Source organism: Pseudomonas sp. RIT288, assembly GCF_000631985.1.
Lineage (GTDB): Bacteria > Pseudomonadota > Gammaproteobacteria > Pseudomonadales > Pseudomonadaceae > Aquipseudomonas.
The window spans coordinates 82,495-97,314 of record NZ_JFYN01000007.1 but is presented as its reverse complement, the minus strand read 5'-3'; the positions used below and the strand labels follow the sequence as shown (position 1 = coordinate 97,314).

The 14,820-nt window shown below is 60.6% G+C and carries 16 protein-coding genes and 1 pseudogene; 8 read left to right on the top strand and 9 right to left on the bottom strand.

The window, feature by feature from the left end:
- Nucleotides 1–5: 5 nt before the first annotated feature.
- Both BW33_RS08645 and BW33_RS08640 read right to left on the bottom strand, forming a co-directional pair.
- Nucleotides 6–1,712 (bottom strand): ShlB/FhaC/HecB family hemolysin secretion/activation protein, encoded by a 1,707-nt coding sequence (locus tag BW33_RS08645; protein ID WP_047598356.1) that lies wholly within the window; start codon nt 1,710–1,712, stop codon nt 6–8.
- A 155-nt stretch (nt 1,713–1,867) separates the two neighbouring features.
- On the bottom strand, nt 1,868–2,317 hold the full coding sequence (locus BW33_RS08640) for a winged helix-turn-helix transcriptional regulator (RefSeq protein ID WP_047598355.1): 450 nt from the start codon (nt 2,315–2,317) through the stop codon (nt 1,868–1,870).
- A 189-nt stretch (nt 2,318–2,506) separates the two neighbouring features.
- Between BW33_RS08640 and BW33_RS08635 the strand changes: the two genes are divergently transcribed.
- Nucleotides 2,507–3,325, top strand: coding sequence for an alpha/beta fold hydrolase (locus tag BW33_RS08635; RefSeq protein ID WP_047598354.1), 819 nt, complete (start codon nt 2,507–2,509; stop codon nt 3,323–3,325).
- Between the two features lie 45 nt (nt 3,326–3,370).
- On the opposite strand, the gene BW33_RS08630 is transcribed toward BW33_RS08635, so the two are convergent.
- From BW33_RS08630 to BW33_RS08615, 4 genes are all read right to left on the bottom strand, one after another.
- Complete coding sequence (locus BW33_RS08630; protein WP_081794191.1) at nt 3,371–4,084, bottom strand: DUF72 domain-containing protein; 714 nt, start codon at nt 4,082–4,084, stop codon at nt 3,371–3,373.
- Nucleotides 4,084–4,515 carry a DNA methylase gene (locus BW33_RS08625; RefSeq protein ID WP_047598352.1) on the bottom strand — a complete coding sequence of 144 codons (432 nt, stop codon included), beginning with the start codon at nt 4,513–4,515 and terminating at the stop codon, nt 4,084–4,086. Before BW33_RS08625 ends, BW33_RS08630 begins: the two co-directional genes overlap by 1 nt.
- Nucleotides 4,516–4,620: 105 nt before the next feature.
- Nucleotides 4,621–6,408 carry a thiamine pyrophosphate-requiring protein gene (locus BW33_RS08620; RefSeq protein WP_047598351.1) on the bottom strand — a complete coding sequence of 596 codons (1,788 nt, stop codon included), beginning with the start codon at nt 6,406–6,408 and terminating at the stop codon, nt 4,621–4,623.
- A 200-nt stretch (nt 6,409–6,608) separates the two neighbouring features.
- Nucleotides 6,609–6,884 (bottom strand): DUF2798 domain-containing protein, encoded by a 276-nt coding sequence (locus tag BW33_RS08615; RefSeq protein ID WP_047598350.1) that lies wholly within the window; start codon nt 6,882–6,884, stop codon nt 6,609–6,611.
- A gap of 127 nt (nt 6,885–7,011) precedes the next feature.
- Here BW33_RS08615 and BW33_RS08610 point away from each other — a divergent pair, with 127 nt between their 5' ends.
- The gene (locus BW33_RS08610; protein WP_047598349.1) at nt 7,012–7,941 is read left to right on the top strand and encodes a LysR family transcriptional regulator; all 930 of its coding nucleotides are present in this window, start codon (nt 7,012–7,014) and stop codon (nt 7,939–7,941) included.
- 11 nt (nt 7,942–7,952) lie between these two features.
- Here the strand turns inward: BW33_RS08610 and BW33_RS08605 are convergent, their stop codons facing one another.
- Nucleotides 7,953–8,822 carry a LysR substrate-binding domain-containing protein gene (locus BW33_RS08605; protein WP_047598347.1) on the bottom strand — a complete coding sequence of 290 codons (870 nt, stop codon included), beginning with the start codon at nt 8,820–8,822 and terminating at the stop codon, nt 7,953–7,955.
- Between the two features lie 177 nt (nt 8,823–8,999).
- Here BW33_RS08605 and BW33_RS08600 point away from each other — a divergent pair, with 177 nt between their 5' ends.
- The gene (locus BW33_RS08600; RefSeq protein ID WP_047598346.1) at nt 9,000–9,620 is read left to right on the top strand and encodes a LysE family translocator; all 621 of its coding nucleotides are present in this window, start codon (nt 9,000–9,002) and stop codon (nt 9,618–9,620) included.
- Nucleotides 9,621–9,693: 73 nt separating this feature from the next.
- A complete protein-coding gene (gene yghU, locus BW33_RS08595) occupies nt 9,694–10,533 on the top strand; it encodes a glutathione-dependent disulfide-bond oxidoreductase (RefSeq protein WP_047598345.1) in 840 nt (279 codons plus the stop codon).
- 9 nt (nt 10,534–10,542) lie between these two features.
- On the opposite strand, the pseudogene BW33_RS28355 reads toward yghU, so the two are convergent.
- Nucleotides 10,543–10,665, bottom strand: a pseudogene (locus BW33_RS28355) (LysE family translocator); the annotation flags it as partial.
- 37 nt (nt 10,666–10,702) lie between these two features.
- Between BW33_RS28355 and BW33_RS08590 the strand changes: the two are divergent.
- Complete coding sequence (locus tag BW33_RS08590) at nt 10,703–11,059, top strand: hypothetical protein (RefSeq protein ID WP_047598344.1); 357 nt, start codon at nt 10,703–10,705, stop codon at nt 11,057–11,059.
- A 100-nt stretch (nt 11,060–11,159) separates the two neighbouring features.
- Here BW33_RS08590 and BW33_RS08585 read toward each other — a convergent pair whose 3' ends face one another.
- Complete coding sequence (locus tag BW33_RS08585) at nt 11,160–11,786, bottom strand: TetR/AcrR family transcriptional regulator (RefSeq protein WP_081794190.1); 627 nt, start codon at nt 11,784–11,786, stop codon at nt 11,160–11,162.
- Nucleotides 11,787–11,890: 104 nt separating this feature from the next.
- On the opposite strand from BW33_RS08585, the gene BW33_RS08580 reads away from it, so the two are divergent.
- The 3 genes from BW33_RS08580 to BW33_RS08570 all read left to right on the top strand — a co-directional run bounded on the left by BW33_RS08580 (nt 11,891) and on the right by BW33_RS08570 (nt 14,771).
- Nucleotides 11,891–12,991: an alkene reductase gene (locus BW33_RS08580; protein ID WP_047598343.1), complete on the top strand. Its 1,101-nt coding sequence runs from the start codon at nt 11,891–11,893 to the stop codon at nt 12,989–12,991.
- 39 nt (nt 12,992–13,030) lie between these two features.
- Nucleotides 13,031–13,819, top strand: a complete 789-nt coding sequence (locus tag BW33_RS08575) for an SDR family NAD(P)-dependent oxidoreductase (protein WP_047598342.1) — start codon at nt 13,031–13,033, stop codon at nt 13,817–13,819.
- A gap of 82 nt (nt 13,820–13,901) precedes the next feature.
- The gene (locus BW33_RS08570; protein ID WP_047598341.1) at nt 13,902–14,771 is read left to right on the top strand and encodes an alpha/beta fold hydrolase; all 870 of its coding nucleotides are present in this window, start codon (nt 13,902–13,904) and stop codon (nt 14,769–14,771) included.
- Nucleotides 14,772–14,820: the final 49 nt, after the last annotated feature.

The following is a 14,820-nucleotide window of genomic DNA, read 5'->3' as shown; positions in this document are numbered from 1 at the left end:
TTGAATTAGATGAAAAAGTCGAGGCGGAAATAGATCGGCGCTTCACGCTCGGTCAGTACATCCGGGCGTTCCAGGGAATGGGCAAAGGTCACACTGGCGGCCACGTGCTCGCCACGGGCGAACAGTTCCAGCGAGTTGCTCGACATGCGCCCGTGCTGATCACCGTTGTAGCGGTCGCCGCGAATCACGCCCTGGTCGTAACCGAGGCTGGTGCCGTATTCAGCGAACACCGGGCGCAGCCATTCGGCCGTCACCGGACGGCTCCAGCGCAGGTCGTTGCGCCAGTAGCCGCCGCTGTCGCCGGACAACGACTGATCCTTGTAGCCACGGATCGACGACAGCCCGCCGAGACTGGTGCGTTGTGAACTGAACAGCACGTCCTCGCTGCGCTGGCCAGTCATCAGGCTACTGAAGGTGAAGGATTCGCCCCACACCTTGAACGGTTGCAGATAGCTCAGGGTCGCGGTGTATTTGCGGTAGCGTGCATCCGGTTCGCCGGGGCCTGGATCGTGGCTGCCCTGTGCGTCGAAGGCGCCGATGCCTTCCTGCATGCCGGCGTCGACGTTGACGAAGGCGCTGCCGATGCGGCGACCGTGGTTGAAGCCGAACTGCGCTTCGCTGATGCGATTGCTGCTCAGCTTGAGCTTGCTGTCTTCGATGAAGTTGTTGGTGCGCAGGTAGGACAGGCCGGCGCTGAGCGAGGTCTTGCTCACCGAATCGCGATGGATCACCCGCTCGGCACGCAACTGATGGTTTTCGCTGTCGCCGGTCTGCTTGAAGTTGTAGCCGTTGGCGGCGATCTGCGAGCGGTAATCGCTCTGGCTGTAGGTGTAGCTGAAGTTCCACCAGCCCCACGGCAGGTTGTAATTGAGCATGGCGTTGCTGGAGGTGTGCTGGTGGTCGGTCATCGCATCGTGACCGCCGCGCAGGCTCAACTGATCGGCCAGCCCCAGCGGGCTGTCCCAATCAAAGTTGGTGCCCCACTGCTGTTCGCCGGTGCTGCGCTGGCCGTCGTTGCTGCGCGACAGTCCGGCACGCCATGGCTTCTGCGGCGTATTGGTGACCAGCACTTCACTGCCGCCGACGTTCTTGCCCGGCGCCAGCTCCATCTTTGCCTGATTGGACGGCAGGCGATTGAGCTGATCGACCATCTGCTCGATCTCGCGCAGGTTGACCAGTTCACCGGACTTGCCGGGAAATGCCATGGCCAGTTCGCGCTGTGAAAGCTGGCTGTTCTCGGCGCCCTTCATGCCTTCGAGTTTGCCCTCGACCACCAGCACTTTCAGATGCCCGCCGGACAGATCCTGCTGCGGCAGGTAGGCTCGGCTGGTGACCAGGCCTTTCTCGATGTAATGGTCGGTGATGACCTTGAGCAACTCGTTGAGTTGCGGCACCCCGAGGCACTGGTCGATGTAGGGCTTGAGCAAGCGGGTTTTGTCGCTGTCGGACAGACTGTCGGCGCCCTTGAGCTCGATGTCCTTGATCGGGAAACAGCGGGTGTCGGTGGGCGCCGCTGGTTGCGCCGGACCTGCCTCTTTGCCGGGCAGATTTTTCAGGTCTTCAAGACGCCGCTGCTGCTCTTCGAGCAAGCGATTCTGGCGATCGCGGATCAGGTCGGTTTCACCGGGAGTGGGTGCAGCGAAGGCAATCTGAAGTGGAGACAGGCACAGCAAAGCTGCGCACAACCTCGCCACGAGGGCGGATGGATACATGTTCGATCCCTCGAGACGGAATGACATCAAAATAGTGGCGCGATATTAGATGGCCATCATTTTGACGTCAAACAAACATTTCGACCGTTTGTCGGGTTTGTAACAGGGATTGAACAATCGACGCGGCTGCGGTTTTCCGGGGGGGAATCCTTGGTTCAGTGCGCAACGCCCAACTTCGTCGCCACGTCCTGCGGCGCCAATAAGCGACCATCCGCTGAACGCAACTCCAGCTTCCTGATCGGCTGACGCTGCTGCGCATCAACCATCACCGAACCCTGCTCACCCGGCGCATACAGGTGCTCGCCGCCCCACTGCGACAGCGCGACGATCACCGTCTGCAAGGCCTTGCCGCGTTCGGTCAGCACGTATTCCTTATAGGCACCGCCATCGGCGGCCGGCACGGTTTGCAGGATCCCCTGCTCGACCAGAGCCTTGAGCCTGGCGCTGAGCATGTTCTTGGCGATGTCCAGATTCTTCTGAAAATCACTGAAGCGGCGGATGCCCTCCAGCGCATCGCGGATGATCAGCAGCGACCACCAGTCGCCAATCAGATCCAGCGTACGGGCGACCGGGCAGGCGTTGCCGTGCAGGCTTTTGCGCTTCACAGGGTGTTTCTCCATCAAATCCAGCGTGTGGTTTCATCTTACAACTGTGACGCTGGAAAAGAACCACACCACCCGCCATGGCAATGCAGCACTTGCGTACAAGTGACGGCAGCGATTTGCGCCGATAGTGATTGGCGGCCATTGCGGCATCCGGCCTTCCTGAACGATCGCCCACAGCAAGGAGTTTCCATGAGCACATTCACTACCGATGACGGCACACAGATCTATTTCAAGGACTGGGGCAGCGGCAAACCCGTGTTGTTCAGCCATGGCTGGCCACTGGATGCCGACATGTGGGAATACCAGATGGAGTACCTGAGCAGTCGCGGCTACCGCACGATTGCGTTCGACCGCCGTGGTTTCGGCCGCTCCGATCAACCATGGACCGGCTACGACTACGACACCTTTGCCGATGACATGGCGCAACTGATCAACCACCTCGACCTGCGCGACGTGACGCTGGTCGGCTTCTCCATGGGCGGCGGCGACGTCAGCCGCTACATCGCTCGCCATGGCAGCGAGCGCGTTGCCGGGCTAGTACTGCTCGGCGCGGTGACGCCACTGTTCGGCAAGAAGGCCGACTACCCGCAGGGCGTCGACACCTCGGTGTTCGACGGGATCAAGGCCGGCCTGCTCAAGGATCGCGCGCAATTCATCGCTGATTTTGCCGCTCCGTTCTACGGCACCAATCAGGGCCAGAAAGTCTCCGACGGCGTGCTCACGCAGACCCTCAACGTCGCGCTGCTGGCCTCGCTCAAGGGCACCGTGGATTGCGTCAGCGCATTTTCCGAAACCGACTTCCGCCCGGACATGGCGAAGATCGACGTGCCGACCCTGGTGATCCACGGCGACGGCGATCAGATCGTGCCGTTCGAAACCACCGGCAAACAGGCCGCCGCGCTGATCAAAGGCGCCGAACTGAAAGTCTACGCCGGCGCGCCCCACGGTTTTGCCGTGACGCACGCCCAGGCGCTGAATGAAGACCTGCTGGGTTTCCTGAACCGCTGATGTTCGTCGGCGCGACAACCTTCTACTAATAGTTGTCCGTCTGACTCAATCCGCCATCAACGCTGCCAGTGCCAACGCGTTACCCAGCGCGGCACCACTGGCAGTGTTGTCAAAGATGCACCAGGTCGCGGCCCCCTCTGCTGCCGCGACTTTCACTTGCTCTGCCAGCGCTTGCAGATAGCGCTCATCGTAGGCGCTGTGGTAAATGCGTGGCGAACCGTGCAGCCGCCAATAACGCACATCCGCCCAGCCCTGCGCCGAACCATCGGTGCTGATCCGCGACGGATCGACCACGACCTGGGCAATCCGATACGCCTGCAGCATCGGCGCCGCCGCCACCCACGACTCATGCCGTGGCTCAAGCACCACGGCACCCGAGAAGCGTTGGCGCAACGCCACGAAAAACGCCGCTGCACTTGCCGGATCAAACGCCAGCGACGGCGGCAGTTGCACCAGCAAACACCCCAGCCGATCGGCCAGGCCCTCGCACTGCCCGAGAAACTCGTCCAGCGCCTGATCACAGTTCTGCAGACGCCATTCATGAGTGATCTGCTTTGGCACCTTCACTGAAAAACGAAAACCCGGCGGCACCGAATCCGCCCAGCGCGCATAGGTCTGACGCCGATGCGGACGATAGAACGAGCTGTTGATTTCCACGCAGTTGAACTGCGCGGTATAACGCTGCAGGTGCGTACCCTCGGGCGGAAACTGCGGCCAATACTCACGTCCCAGGCTCCAGCCTGCGCATCCGATGAACATCAAAAAAGCACCCTCGCCGCTTCACGCATGAAAATCTCCACGGTCTTCGGACCAATCCCGTCGAACGCCATCAGGCGCTGTTCGAACGCGGCGCGATCGGCGCTGGCCTTGACGATGTTGCCGACCTTGCCGGCGTATTCATCATTAAGCCGCACCGCCAAGGCCAGCAGCCGCGTCGCCGTGGTTTCGTCGTAACGCACGTAATGCGCTTCGCCCAGCATGCCGACCAATTGCCGATGCGTGCAGTTGGCGAGTTTGCGCGGCGTATCGCGCTGATGCCGCTCGGCAATCACTCGATAGGCCTCGGCGGCAATGCCGGCCTGAATGCGCTTGCCCATCAGGAAACTGGCGAGCAACCATTTGAACAACCCCTCCTCGCTTAACGGATCAAGACTGATGTGCAGATCGTGGGCGCTGACAGTTTTGCTCATTGGTTTATCCCTCACGGCCCTCTGTAGGAGCTGCCGCAGGCTGCGATCTTTTGATCTTGAAACAACAAATCAAAAGATCGCAGCCTGCGGCAGCTCCTACAGGGGTTATTTTTTGCCTGGGAGGACGCTGGCCAGTACCTGCTTGGCGGCTTGCACAATCACGCCCGCTTCGTCGGGGTCGCCCTTGAGCAGGGTCGTGGCAAATTTCTTCGCTTGTTCGAGTTTGATGTGCGGCGGCAACGGCGGCACGTTGGGATCGGTCTTGAACTCGATCAGCACCGGCACCTCCGAGGCCAGCGCCTGCTCCCAGGCAGCGGCGACGTCCTCTTCGCGGTCGACGAAAATCCCTTTCAGGCCAATGGAAATGGCGAACAGGTGATATGGCACGTCGGGAATGCTTTGCGAGGCTTCAAACTTCGGATCGCCCTCCATCACCCGCTGTTCCCAGGTGACCTGATTCAGATCCTCGTTGTTGAACACCGCGCAGATCCACTTCGGGCTGTCCCACTGGCGCCAGTATTTGGCAACAGTGATCAGCTCGGCCATGTTGTTCATCTGCATCGCGCCGTCACCCACCAGCGCAATCACCGCGCGTTCGGGGTGGGCGAACTTGGCGGCAATCGCGTACGGCACGGCAGCGCCCATCGAGGCCAGCCCCCCGGACAGCGAACATTGCATGCCGCGGCGGATTTTCAGGTCTCGGGCGTACCAGTTGGCGCAGGAACCCGAGTCACTGGTGATGATCGCCTGCTCCGGCAGACGCGGTGACAGCTCATACACCACCCGCTGCGGATTGATCGGATCGGCTTTGGACATCGCGCGTTTTTCCAGGGTTTTCTCCCAGCTGTTGCGCCAGCCTTCAATCTTCTTGCGCCACTTGTGCGAAGTTTTCTGTTCGAGCAACGGCAGCAGTGCGGCAAGGGTTTCGGCGGAGTCGCCGACCAGATTGACCTCCATCGGATAACGCAGGCTGAGCATGTCTGGCTGCAGGTCGATCTGCACGCCACGCGCCTGACCTTCCTTCGGCAGGAACTCGGCATAGGGGAAACCCGAGCCGATCATCAACAAGGTGTCGCACTCGTGCATCATCTTGTAGCTCGGCTCAGTGCCCAGCAGGCCAATGCTGCCGGTGACCCACGGCAAATCGTCCGGCAGCGCGGCCTTGCCGAGCAACGCCTTGGCGACGCCAGCAGCGAGTTTTTCCGCGACAGCGATCACTTCATCCGTCGCCTGCAACGCGCCGGCCCCCACCAGAATCGCGACTTTTTCACCGCTGTTCAAAACGTCGGCGGCGCGTTGCAGATCCGCCTCATAGGGCAGCACTTTCGGCTTGGTATAACCGACGCCAGAGTGCGCGGTACCGTGTGCCCGCGCCGGAGGCACGTACTCAAGATCCTGCAGGTCATTGGGCAGGATGATCGCCGTTACCCGTCGCTCGCCAACCGCCGTACGCACAGCGCGGTCGAACAGATGGCGCACTTGCGACGGCGCCGACGCCTGCTGCACAAACGCCCCGGCGACATCCTTGAACATCGAGACCAGATCCAGCTCCTGCTGGTAATGACTGCCGAGCGCCGTCCGCGCCTGCTGGCCGACAATCGCCAGCACCGGTTGATGATCCATGCGAGCGTCGTATAACCCGGTGATCAGGTGCGAAGCGCCCGGCCCCGAAGTGGCGATGCACACGCCCAACTCGCCCGTGAACTTGGCGTGGGCCGACGCCATGAACGCGGCCGTTTCTTCGTGCCGCGCCTGAACGAATTCGATCTTGCCATTGGCTCGGGCGAGCGCGCCGAACACACCATTGATGCCGTCTCCCGGATAACCAAAAATCCGCGTGACGCCCCATTGGCTGAGCCGCTCAACCAGAAAATCTCCCACTGTCGTCGTCATCTCGTTCCTCGCCTGTCACCGATGCATGAAGCCTGCCCGGGGAGATATCCGCCGGGCAGGCACAAGGGTCTGGACAGTCGGGTCGCCCGCGAAGTTTCGATTGTTTTTACCCGACGGCATCGCCGAACCGCCCCCTGTAGGAGCTGCCGCAGGCTGCGATCTTTTGATGTTGTTTTTGAAGATCAAAAGATCGGGGATCATCAACGATGCGGGTGCACCGTCATCGCCACCAGTTTGATCACGATCGGTCGCACCACAAGGATGCAAAGGAAAGCCACCGGCATCGCCAGCTTGTAGGCGTGCAGCGCATTACTCAGGTAGTCGTTATCAATGCCGGAGTTGGCGGCGGTGATCACCAGCGACATCAGGAACGCCATGATCGTCGCCATGTACAACGCAAACACGTAGGGCGTCGCCCGTGACGACAACTTGCGACGCGTCGAGTACAAGGCCTCGGTAGTGGTTCTTTGATTCATATGGCTTTTCCATCCATTGACAGGGAGCCGGCACCTTAGCAAAGCCCCCCGGCCCTCAACTAGACGGCCCGCCACAGGTACTTTATAAAGCACAACTTACGAATCAAACCCACGCGGCAGGACCTGAATGAATCTGTTGGCGGCGATTGCCAGTTTTATCAAAGTGGTCGAAGCCGGCTCCATTGTCGGCGCCGCCAAGACCCTGGGCGTCAGTGCGGCAGCGGTCAGCCAAACCCTCAATCGCCTGGAAACGCACCTCGGCGTGCGCCTGCTGCAGCGCACCACCCGCCGCATGGCCCTGACCGAAAATGGCGCGCTGTATTACGAGAAGGTCAAACGCATCGCCGCGGATCTGGAGTCGGCGCAAAGCGCGATCATCGGTGACGAAGGCGAGCTGCAAGGCCGCTTGAGCATCGCCTCCACCAGCGCGTTCGGCCGCCACGTATTGGCGCCGCTACTCGCCAGTTTCGCCGTACTGCATCCGCGCCTGCTGGTCGAGCTGTCGACTACCAATGGGAAGATCAATCACATCCAGAACGGTATCGACCTGAGTCTGCGGATCAAGCCACAACTGGAAGACGGTATCGTTGCGCGCCGCATCGTTTCCCTGCCCTTCATCTTCTGCGCCGCCCCCGCCTACCTTGCGCGCGCCGGCGTGCCGCAATCACCGCAAGACCTGCAACACCACGCCTGCCTGGCATTCCGTTACCCGTTGGATGGGCGCTTTCTGCGTTGGGGTTTCATCCGAGACGGCCAGCACTACGACGCCCCGATCAACGCCACCGCCATCAGCGACGACATCGATGCCCTGGCGCAAATGGCAGTCAACGGCGCAGGTGTCACGCGCCTGGCCGAATTCGTCGCTGCGCCCTACCTTGAAAGCGGTCAATTGCTGCCGCTTTTCAAAGATCTGCAAGGTGAAGCTCACGCTTATGTCGAACCGATGGACATTTATGCATGCGTGCAGGAACGAGCGGCGATGACACCGAAGGTCAGAGCCTTCATGGATTATCTGACGGAGCACTTGAACAGGCGCTGGCCGATGCAAGCCCGTTGATCATGCCCAAGTCATTGGCTGCACGCACTCATCTGCTGCGTGATCCACTCACGAAAAAGCATGGCATTGGCACTCTGTTCGAAGGGTCGCGGTGATAACAGGCAATAACTCGAACCGTCCCGCACAAAGCCGAACGGCGCGATCAATTGTCCGGACTTGAGTTCGTCCTGCACCATCAGAAACGACGCCATACCGACGCCCAGCCCGGCCAGCGCGGCCTGAATGCACAGATAGAAGTGCTCGTAATCGACCCGACTGACCTCCGCCACGCTAATCCCGGCCTGTCGCACCCAGTTGTCCCACGCCTGCGGGCGCGTCTTGCTGTACAGCAGGCAGGCGCCGCGTAAATGATCACTACCAGGACGACTGGACGGCACGCAGACCGGGCCGATCCACTCTTCACAAATGGTCACGCCATGCACGGTCTCGTCCCAATGGAAATCGTCGCGCCGTATCGCCAGATCCACGCCTGAACGAGCGAAGTCGATCGGCCCGCCGGCCGTCAGCAATTGCACCTGCAACGGCGGATGCGCGTTGTGGAAGTCAGGCAAACGCGGGATCAGCCACTTCATGGCGATGGTTGGCTCGCAGGACACCACCAGCACATCGTCGTGGACTTCACGTTGCAGGCGATAAACCGTGCTCTGCAACTGCTCGAACATCGGCGCCGTGACATTGAACAGCATGCGCCCCGCGTGATTGAGAAAAATCGCGCGGTTGCGCCGCTCGAACAATTCGACCCCGATAGCCTCTTCCAGCAAGCGCACCTGGCGGCTGACCGCGCCGTGGGTGACGTGCAGCAGCTCGGCAGCCTTGACGAAACTCTGGGTCTGGGCGGCGGTGTTGAAGAAGCGAAAGGCAGCCAGCGGAGGCAAGTTCATATAGGCGATGATTTCTCACAGATTTTCGCGACTATAAATCGTTTTTTTTGCCAGTGACAATTCTTCATCATGGCGCTATTCAGAGCCTGCTGCATCCTTCCAAGCTTATGAAGGAAGTGACTGCGGACTCTGTATCTGTGAAATCAAGTAGCGCAAATGACGCGACGGAGCGTATTGATGAATGAGTTGTTTCTGGTAATCGCCATCACTCTTCTGGCCGTGATCAGCCCCGGCCCGGACTTTGCCATGGTCACCCGCAACAGTTACGCCTATGGCCGACGCAGTGGTTTGCTCGCCGCGCTGGGCATCGCCTGTGGCGTGCAGGTTCATGTGTTCTACACGGTGTTCGGGGTGGCGCTGATCATCACTCAGTCACCCATGCTGTTCTGGATGATGAAGCTGCTGGGCGCCGGGTACCTGGTCTATCTGGGCATCAAATCCTTTACTAATAAATCTGTGCTGACGTTTACCGATGCAAGCGCTTCGGCACCCCGTGCCTGGAAGGTATTCTGCTCAGGCTTTCTGACCAATGCACTGAATCCGAAAACCATGTTGTTCGTGGTGGCGGCGTACAGCCAGGTGGTGGAGCCAGGCAGTTCGCTGACGATGAACTTCGCCTATGGCCTGTTCATGTCGATCGCCCATTGGGCGTGGTTCAGCCTGGTCGCACTGTTTTTCTCCACTGAACGGCTACGCCGGCGCCTGCTGGAAAAACAGCGGATCGTCGACAAGGTCATCGGGATCGCACTGATGGCTCTGGCGGCGTGTTTGATCATTCCGGGGGTTGCGCAGTCGTGAGCTAGAGCGTTTATGCTGTCGTGTCTGATACCTATCAGGTCATTCTCGGCAAGTTCACGATGAGGCCCATTTCATGAGTAAAGCGCCCTACGTTCCACCCGCCGTCTGGAAACACCAAGCCCCGTCCGGCGGCCAGTTCGCCAGCATCAACCGCCCGATTGCCGGGCCGACGCATGAAAAGACCCTGCCAGTGGGCAAACACCCGCTGCAGTTGTATTCACTGGCGACGCCCAATGGCGTCAAGGTGAGCATCCTTCTGGAAGAATTGCTCGCACTGGGCCACACCGAGGCCGAGTACGACGCGTGGCTGATCCGCATCAACGAGGGCGATCAGTTCTCCAGCGGCTTTGTCGAGATCAATCCGAACTCGAAGATTCCGGCATTGCTCGACCGCAGCGCACAGCCGCCGATTCGGGTGTTCGAGTCCGGTTCGATCCTGCTGTATCTGGCAGAGAAATTCGGCGCCTTCCTGCCGAAAGATCCCGCTGGCCGCACGGAAACCCTGAACTGGCTGTTCTGGCAGATGGGCGCCGCGCCTTATCTGGGCGGTGGCTTCGGGCACTTCTATGCGTATGCGCCGGAGAAGCTCGAATACCCGATCAACCGCTTCACCATGGAAGCCAAGCGTCAGCTCGATGTGCTTGATCGACGCCTTGGCGAAAGCCGCTATCTGGCCGGCGACAGCTACACCATCGCTGACATCGCGGTCTGGCCGTGGTACGGCCAACTGGTGCGCAACAACGTGTATTCGGCCGCCGAATTTCTAGCGGCCCACGAGTACACCCACGTGCAACGCTGGGCAGAGGACATCGCCCAACGCCCTGCGGTGATTCGTGGCCAGCGCGTCAATCGCACCTGGGGTGACGAGGCGAGCCAGGTTGCGGAACGGCATCAGGCGAGCGATCTGGATTGAGTCTCGCGCTCAGACGGTTTGCCGGCGCATGGTCAGGATCGCCGCACCAAAACCGATGAACGTGGTGCCCACTACCCGGCTGACCCAACGCGACAACGCAGGACGGGTCAGCACACCTTTGGTGAGTGAGGCATGCCACGCAATTCCATCGTCTGCAAAGGAACCCGCAATGCCCCCTGGAAAACGTGAACTGGCGCGGATCGAGCGACGCTTGATTGCCACGCTCACTGACGCGTGTGAAACCGCAAAAGCTGAAATCAAGGGCTTCACCTGGCTCACCCACACCGCTGACCTGAACGCGTTGGCCGCGACCCTGAACGTCATCTGGGTGTTCGACACCGAGGCCGACAAAAACCGCGCCCTGACTGACGCCAAGGTACGCCTCTTCGCACTGACGGCCACTGCGCTGAGGGAGGCCGATATCGACCTGTCCCTTTCAGAGCGCAACGTGCGTTTCGACTCCGAGGAGGCGTGCCAGCGTACTCACGGTGGCAACTGGCGTGAGCGTCTGAAACGGTACTCCTGACCTTGCGTTGCCGCTGAGACTGCGCTTCAGGTCCATCTGCTCATAGGCGCTGGTACGCAGTGCAACCGGCCGTTGAACGAGACGACGATCCAGCGCCGCCTCAGACCACCTCTTCGTCAGCCGGCAACGAAGCCAGCATCTCCGCGCGGCACACCTCAAGAATCTCGTCGGCCAGCGCGGAATCATCCGGACAGGCGCGCGACAGAACAATCGCGCCGACAGCCCGCGACAGCAGGTCGATCATTTTCTTTCTGCCCTCGCCCGCCACGGCGTCCGGCCCGGTCGGATATTTGTCGCCCAGGGTCTGCAGGGTGCGCTCGATCCCTTCGGCAAACGTCGTTTTCACATCATCCGATTGACGCGCCGCGTCGCCACACAGCGCGGCCATGGTGCAACCGCTGCCACGTCCGTCGCGATGTTCTCTCGTCAAATAGACATCGATGAAGCCAGGCACGTCGAGCGCTTCGGCACCTGCCAGCGACTTGGCAAGACTGCAGGAAGCGGCTTCAGCCATCAGGTCGGCCTTGGAGCCGAAATGCTTGTAAAAACCACCATGGGTGAAACCGGCAGCCGCCATGAGATCCGCCACGCCGACGCCGTCAAAGCCACGCTCACGGAACAGCTCGGAAGCGGTCTCGACGATGTGTTCTCGATTGGCCTGCGCCTGGGCCTTGGTCACTCGCACGTGCAGTACCTCGCGTTCATTGGGAATTCTTGCGCCAATCATACATAGATGCTGGTCATAATCAAAACCGTTGACAGTTTAGATTTCGATCATCATCCTAATTACAGGCACAGCGACTTCTCCAACGGGCACGGAAGAAATACCAGATGAGCAACCAGACTCTGTTCACCCCTTACACACTTGGCGACCTGACGCTGTCGAACCGCGTCGTCCTCGCACCGCTGACTCGCAACCGTGCAGGCGCAGGCTTTGTACCCAGCGAGTTCGCGACCACCTATTACAGCCAACGCGCCAGCGCAGGCTTGCTGATCAGTGAAGCTACGCAGGTTTCCCGACAAGGTCAGGGCTATCAGGACACCCCGGGAATCTACACGCCGGCACAGATTGACGGCTGGCGCCAGGTGACCGATGCAGTCCATGCCAAGGGCGGAAAAATCTTCCTGCAACTGTGGCATGTCGGTCGCGTGTCGCACGTTGATCTGCAAGAAAACGGCGCCGCCCCCGTAGCCCCTTCTGCGCTGCGCGCCGCCACCAAAGTCTTCGTCAATGATCGCTTTGAAGATGTCTCGCAGCCGCGCGCGCTGGAGACCAGTGAACTGCCGGGGATCGTTTCCGATTTTCGCCAGGCGGCGGCAAACGCGATGGCCGCCGGGTTCGATGGCGTGGAAATTCACGGCGCGAACGGCTATTTGCTCGATCAATTCCTCAGGGACAGCGCCAATCTGCGTACCGATGCCTATGGCGGCTCGATTGAAAATCGGGCGCGCCTGTTGCTTGAAGTGACGGCGGCCGTGGTTGATGAAATCGGCGCGAATCGCACCGGTGTGCGCCTGTCTCCGGTGTCGCCGGCCAACGGCGTCTCCAGCAGCGATCCGCAGGCGCAATTCGATTACGTCGCCGAGCAACTCGATGCCCTCGGCGTGGTTTATCTGCATGTGGTCGAAGGCGCGACCGGTGGCCCGCGCGACGTGGCGCCCTTCGATTTCGGCGCACTGCGCCAGCGCTTCAAAAACACCTACATCGCCAACAACGGCTATGACCTGGACCTGGCGACTTCGCAGCTCGCCGAAGACCAGGCAGACCTGATCGCCTTCGGTCGCCCGTTTATTGGCAATCCGGATCTGGTGGAGCGCCTCAAGCATGGCGCGCCGTTGTCCGCGTTCAATCCCGCCACCCTCTATGGCGGCGGTGCGGCAGGCTACATCGACTACCCGACACTGGCTGAATCGAGCGTCAGCGCAAGCTGAGCGCGTTCTGTTTCCCACATCCTGAAAGAGAGATTCCCCATGAGCACTCGCCCTACTGTTCTTGTCACTGGCGCCTCCACCGGCATTGGCGCGGTCTACGCCGAGCGCTTCGCGCAACGCGGCCATGATCTGGTTCTGGTCGCGCGCGACCAGGCACGTCTGGACACACTTGCAGCCCGGTTGCGCAGCGAACACGACGTTGCCGTCGATGTCATTCCAGCGGACCTGACCCAACTCGCTGATCTGAGCACCGTTGAAAGCCGCCTGCGCGACGACGCCCGTATCGGCATCCTCGTCAATAACGCCGGTGCCGCCCTCTCCGGTAACTTCATCGACCAAAGCACCGACAGCGTTGCGCAACTGGTCGCCCTCAACACCACCGCACTGGTGCGCCTGGCCAGCGCCATCGCTCCACGTCTGGTCAAGGCCGGTGACGGCGCGATCATCAACATCGGTTCGGTGGTGGGCCTGGCACCGGAGTTCGGCATGACCGTCTACGGTGCGACCAAGGCCTTCGTTCTGTTCCTGTCCCAGGGACTGAGCCTGGAACTGTCACCTCAGGGCGTCTACGTGCAAGCCGTACTCCCCGCCGCCACCCGTACGGAGATCTGGGATCGCTCCGGCATCGACATCAACACTTTGAGCGACATCATGGAAGTGGGCGATCTGGTGGATGCTGCACTGGTCGGTTTCGATCGCCGCGAACCGGTGACCATCCCGCCGCTGCACGAAGCGCAACGCTGGGATGATCTGCAGGGCGCACGTCAGGGCCTGATCGGGCAAATCCGTCAGTCTGCGGTTGCCCAGCGCTACCTGAACCCTCAGTGATTTTTTGGTAGCAAGCACGCGCGGCGGGTTCGATGCAGGCGCAAGTCACTGCATCGAATCCAGCCTGCGATCCGGAGCAGAAATGAATCAAACCCTTGCAAATAGCCACACTGGCGCGTCGACGCCATTCAGCAACGCGGCGAACCAGTCGATCACGGTCAACGGCGTTCGCTTCGCTTACCGCGACATCGGCCCTGCTATCGGCGTGCCTCTGGTGCTGTTCAACCATTGGGGCGCCGTGCTGGACAACTTCGATCCCGCGATCATTGATGGCCTGGCACAAACCCGACGGGTCATTACCACTGACTATCGCGGTATTGGCGGCTCTGGTGGAACCGCGCCACTGACCATCGGCGAAATGGCTGACGATGCCATTCAGTTGATCCGGGCGCTGGGGTTGGAAACCGTTGATGTACTGGGATTCTCGCTTGGCGGCTTCGTTGCTCAGGACATTGCCCTGAAGGCGCCTGATCGGGTGCGTCGCTTGATACTGACCGGTACCGGTCCGGCCGGCGGCAGCGGTATCGACAAGGTCGGTTCGGTGACGTGGCCATTGATTCTCAAAGGCTTGCTGACCTTGCGCGATCCCAAGTTCTACCTGTTCTTCACTTCGACAGCCAATGGCCGTCGATCTGCGTCGCAGTATCTGCGACGCCTGAAAACACGCAAAAAGAATCGCGACAAAGGCCCGACACCGAGCGCTTTTCTGCGCCAGTTGAAAGCGATCACCGCGTGGGGCCAACAGCCGCCGCAAGACCTCGGACGCTTGCGCGTACCCACGCTGATCGTTAACGGCGACAGCGACATCATGGTGCCCAGCGTCAACTCGATGGCGTTGGCCAAGCGTATTCCCAACGCACAACTGGTGATTTATGAGGATGCCGGCCACGGCGGCATTTTCCAGCACTGCGTTGATTTTGTCGCCAAGGCACAGGCATTCCTCGACGCCTGACGACACGGCGCAGCAACACCGCAACGCGCCAGCTACCCTCCTTACAACC

Coding starts and splice junctions, on each gene's coding strand:
- BW33_RS08645 (WP_047598356.1), bottom strand. CDS start 1,712: ATGTATCCATCCGCCCTCGTGGCGAGGTTGTGCGCAGCTTTGCTGTGC.
- BW33_RS08635 (WP_047598354.1), top strand. CDS start 2,507: ATGAGCACATTCACTACCGATGACGGCACACAGATCTATTTCAAGGAC.
- BW33_RS08630 (WP_081794191.1), bottom strand. CDS start 4,084: ATGTTCATCGGATGCGCAGGCTGGAGCCTGGGACGTGAGTATTGGCCG.
- BW33_RS08625 (WP_047598352.1), bottom strand. CDS start 4,515: ATGAGCAAAACTGTCAGCGCCCACGATCTGCACATCAGTCTTGATCCG.
- BW33_RS08620 (WP_047598351.1), bottom strand. CDS start 6,408: ATGACGACGACAGTGGGAGATTTTCTGGTTGAGCGGCTCAGCCAATGG.
- BW33_RS08615 (WP_047598350.1), bottom strand. CDS start 6,884: ATGAATCAAAGAACCACTACCGAGGCCTTGTACTCGACGCGTCGCAAG.
- BW33_RS08610 (WP_047598349.1), top strand. CDS start 7,012: ATGAATCTGTTGGCGGCGATTGCCAGTTTTATCAAAGTGGTCGAAGCC.
- BW33_RS08605 (WP_047598347.1), bottom strand. CDS start 8,822: ATGAACTTGCCTCCGCTGGCTGCCTTTCGCTTCTTCAACACCGCCGCC.
- BW33_RS08600 (WP_047598346.1), top strand. CDS start 9,000: ATGAATGAGTTGTTTCTGGTAATCGCCATCACTCTTCTGGCCGTGATC.
- yghU (WP_047598345.1), top strand. CDS start 9,694: ATGAGTAAAGCGCCCTACGTTCCACCCGCCGTCTGGAAACACCAAGCC.
- BW33_RS08590 (WP_047598344.1), top strand. CDS start 10,703: ATGCCCCCTGGAAAACGTGAACTGGCGCGGATCGAGCGACGCTTGATT.
- BW33_RS08585 (WP_081794190.1), bottom strand. CDS start 11,786: ATGATTGGCGCAAGAATTCCCAATGAACGCGAGGTACTGCACGTGCGA.
- BW33_RS08580 (WP_047598343.1), top strand. CDS start 11,891: ATGAGCAACCAGACTCTGTTCACCCCTTACACACTTGGCGACCTGACG.
- BW33_RS08575 (WP_047598342.1), top strand. CDS start 13,031: ATGAGCACTCGCCCTACTGTTCTTGTCACTGGCGCCTCCACCGGCATT.
- BW33_RS08570 (WP_047598341.1), top strand. CDS start 13,902: ATGAATCAAACCCTTGCAAATAGCCACACTGGCGCGTCGACGCCATTC.